Below are 2,817 nucleotides of genomic sequence, written 5' to 3' on the forward strand. Positions count from 1 at the left end.
GCGCCTTGTTCAGCAGTCTCCTAGGTTGATTGAGGGCAGAAGCTTGTTAATTTGGCTCAGAAGGCGGGGGCGATGAATCTTGATCGCGAGGGCGTGCCACCGCTCGTGTTCGCGCAGTTACTTGAGAGCCCAGTTCTGGAGCAAGACGCCGTTGCACGGTTTCGCGAGATCATGGATCGTGAGCGAAGCGACGTCGAGTCACTTCTCGCCATCAACGCCCAAGTTCCCCTGCGGTGGATCAGGGAAGCCTTGCCCGACCTCGACGTTGACCAAGCAACGACCCTCGGTTTGGCGTTCGCCCAGCATGCTCATCTGACGTCCTTCGGACCATTAAGCGTCCCACTAGTAAGCGCAGGTTCCGCAGGCGAGATATTGGAATTGCTTGCCTACCTGCCGCTGATAACTCCAGCCCTGAGTGCGCAGTTCTACGCAGGTGGACACGGAGTGTCTGTCGCGCTCAATGGGCAGACGGGCGATCGAGTCCTAGACTCCCTAGTGGTCACCTACTGTGGTGCGGTCCTGCTGAGGCTGCTGAATATACTCGTTGGCGATGCACCAGACATCACACTCTCACTGGGTTGGCCCGCTCCGGAAGGTCTGCCCGTGGATCAGGATCGGTTAGCTGGTCGCCTGGTATTTGACGCTTCACTGTCCATTCTGCATTTTCCCGTTGACGCGGTCAATCACGTCTGCCGGTTCTCTGACCCCGTGGCGTATCGACTCGCTATCAGTGACTTGCAGCGAAGGCTCGACGAGCGGAGTAAAATCGCCTCGTATTCGGACAAGGTGAGACGTCTGATAGAGAAGCGTCCCGCAGATTGTGGAAGTCAGTGGATTGCAGACGAACTCTCCATCTCTACGAGCACACTTAAGCGGCGCCTCTCTGAGGAAGGGATGACCTATCGCGGACTGCGCCAGTCGGTCATTCGTGAGTACGCGATTCTTCGTTTACTGGACGGATCTGTGTCCGCGAGCGAGATCGCCACGGACCTCGGATATAGCGACCTCGCCAGCTTTTCACACGCTTTCAAGCACTGGACCGGCCACCCGCCGACGGGGTTCCGTCGTAGGTAGCGCTGCCACTTGGTTGACTCGTACAGGGCAACTGGCAATGCACGGTGCCTTCAGCTTCGCCCTTTCTTTGGGCGTGGCGTTCAATAGCTTCAGGCTCCGCCGACACCCTCGACGTATTCGGGCCTGGTGCTCGCGGCGGTGAGTTTGGCCTAAGCCCTCGAGTTTCTCTGTGACTGCAAAAAGTGTTCAACCTCGACCACGATGAACAGGGCAGTGGCAGTAATAACAGTGCGGCCCTCTGCATCCTCCATCGTGGACTTGAGGTCCAATTTCCGGCCATCGCGAGACCGAACTGCAGCGCGCAGGATGTACGGGGTGTCGAGTAGTGCTGGCGCAAGATACTCGAGCTCGAGACGGCGCGTCACGGCGAGCTCGCCGACCGAATACAGCAAGAAGCCGAAGAGGTCGTCAATCACGGTCGCTACCGCGCCGCCGTGTGCAATGCCCGGTGCCCCGACGTGGCGCTGGTCGAACTGGTGGTGTGCGACGACGCCGTCTCCGTCACGCCGTACCGAGAGGAAGTGACCATTCGGGTTCTCTGGTCCACAGCCAAGGCAGTTGGGGTGGTGGGGAGGAAGCTCGGAGGAACCGGATTCCATGCGCGTGAACGAGGCCACCCAGTTGTCGATATCGGTACCTATCGGCTCGCCGGCCTTGTCGCGAAATGTGTCCATGTCCAGACCTTCCTGTCGATGAAGTTGTACTGGGTGCGATACCTCGGCTTGTGGCGACGGAGATATCGCCGACACCCGCACGTCCGACCCGTGACCCAACCTTTGACCGGGACGTCCAAGGGGCCCTGAGGCCCGATGCGGGTGGCCTGAGCAACTGGCTGTCGACGGCACGATAGTCAGGTCGACAAGGCCGACTGAGCCGGGACACCTTGTACTGTACGAACATACAGTAAGCGGTACCGACGTATAGTCTAGTTTGGGGTCCGTAGGCTCGACCGCAACTGAAGGGGAACCGCGTGAATCGTTCCGCACCAGGCGCCGCGGGCCAGGATCTCACTGCCAAGGCGCGCATCCGCAACGCCGCACTGGATCTCTACGCCGCCAACGGCGAGGACGGCACTTCGTTGCGAACCGTGGCAACCGCGGCCGGAGTGACGGTGGGTCTCGTGGTCCATCACTACGGCACGAAGGACGGCCTTCGCGAGGCGGTCGAGCGACTGGTCGTAGAGCATTTCGCTACCGCACTTGCCTCGGCGCCCGTGGACATCCCAGGCGCCGACATCGCCCGGATCCGCAACGACGCGGTTGCCGACATGCTGGTCAGGCGTCCCGAGGTGGTGAACTACCTGCGCCGCTCATTGCTAGATCCCGGCGGTCAGCGAGGTGAGTTACTCGAGCGACTCACCGAGCTGACACACCGGGAAGTGGCGGCTATGCGGGAATCTGGCGCGGCGTCCAGGGTCCGCGCCGATGCTGTCCAGGTGGTCGACGTCATCGTCACTCAGCTGGGCCGCTTGTTCCTCCAGCCGCTCGTGGACTCGATGTGGTCCCATCTTGGGACGTTCACCCACACCGGAGGCCACGACAAGCCGGAGCTGAGTGTTCGCGTCACCGAGACATTGGCAACCGGTCTCCCCCACAGTGGACTCCACTCTTAGGGGCAAGAGAACGAGATCCTGTGGCACGCCGTTGCCTCTCTGTCGCAGGTGAACCCGCTAGATGTACTGACCACGGACGTTGTGTCACCGGTCGGCATGGCGGGATGACATGAGGAAGACCTCCGTGTGAG

General features: G+C 60.9%; 3 protein-coding genes. 2 read left to right on the plus strand and 1 reads right to left on the minus strand.

Annotation, left to right across the window (positions count from 1 at the left end; translation table 11 throughout):
* The first annotated feature begins 72 nt into the window (after positions 1–72).
* Positions 73–1,074, plus strand: coding sequence for an AraC family transcriptional regulator (locus AYO52_RS17960; protein ID WP_082924073.1), 1,002 nt, complete (start codon positions 73–75; stop codon positions 1,072–1,074).
* A 149-nt stretch (positions 1,075–1,223) separates the two neighbouring features.
* On the opposite strand, the gene AYO52_RS15220 is transcribed toward AYO52_RS17960, so the two are convergent.
* The gene (locus AYO52_RS15220) at positions 1,224–1,748 is read right to left on the minus strand and encodes a PaaI family thioesterase (RefSeq protein WP_017836045.1); all 525 of its coding nucleotides are present in this window, start codon (positions 1,746–1,748) and stop codon (positions 1,224–1,226) included.
* 296 nt (positions 1,749–2,044) lie between these two features.
* On the opposite strand from AYO52_RS15220, the gene AYO52_RS15225 reads away from it, so the two are divergent.
* Positions 2,045–2,686 (plus strand): TetR/AcrR family transcriptional regulator, encoded by a 642-nt coding sequence (locus tag AYO52_RS15225; protein WP_067719222.1) that lies wholly within the window; start codon positions 2,045–2,047, stop codon positions 2,684–2,686.
* Positions 2,687–2,817: the final 131 nt, after the last annotated feature.

Origin of the sequence: Dietzia sp. 111N12-1, assembly GCF_001658045.1 — a bacterium.
Taxonomy (GTDB): Bacteria; Actinomycetota; Actinomycetes; order Mycobacteriales; family Mycobacteriaceae; genus Dietzia; species Dietzia kunjamensis.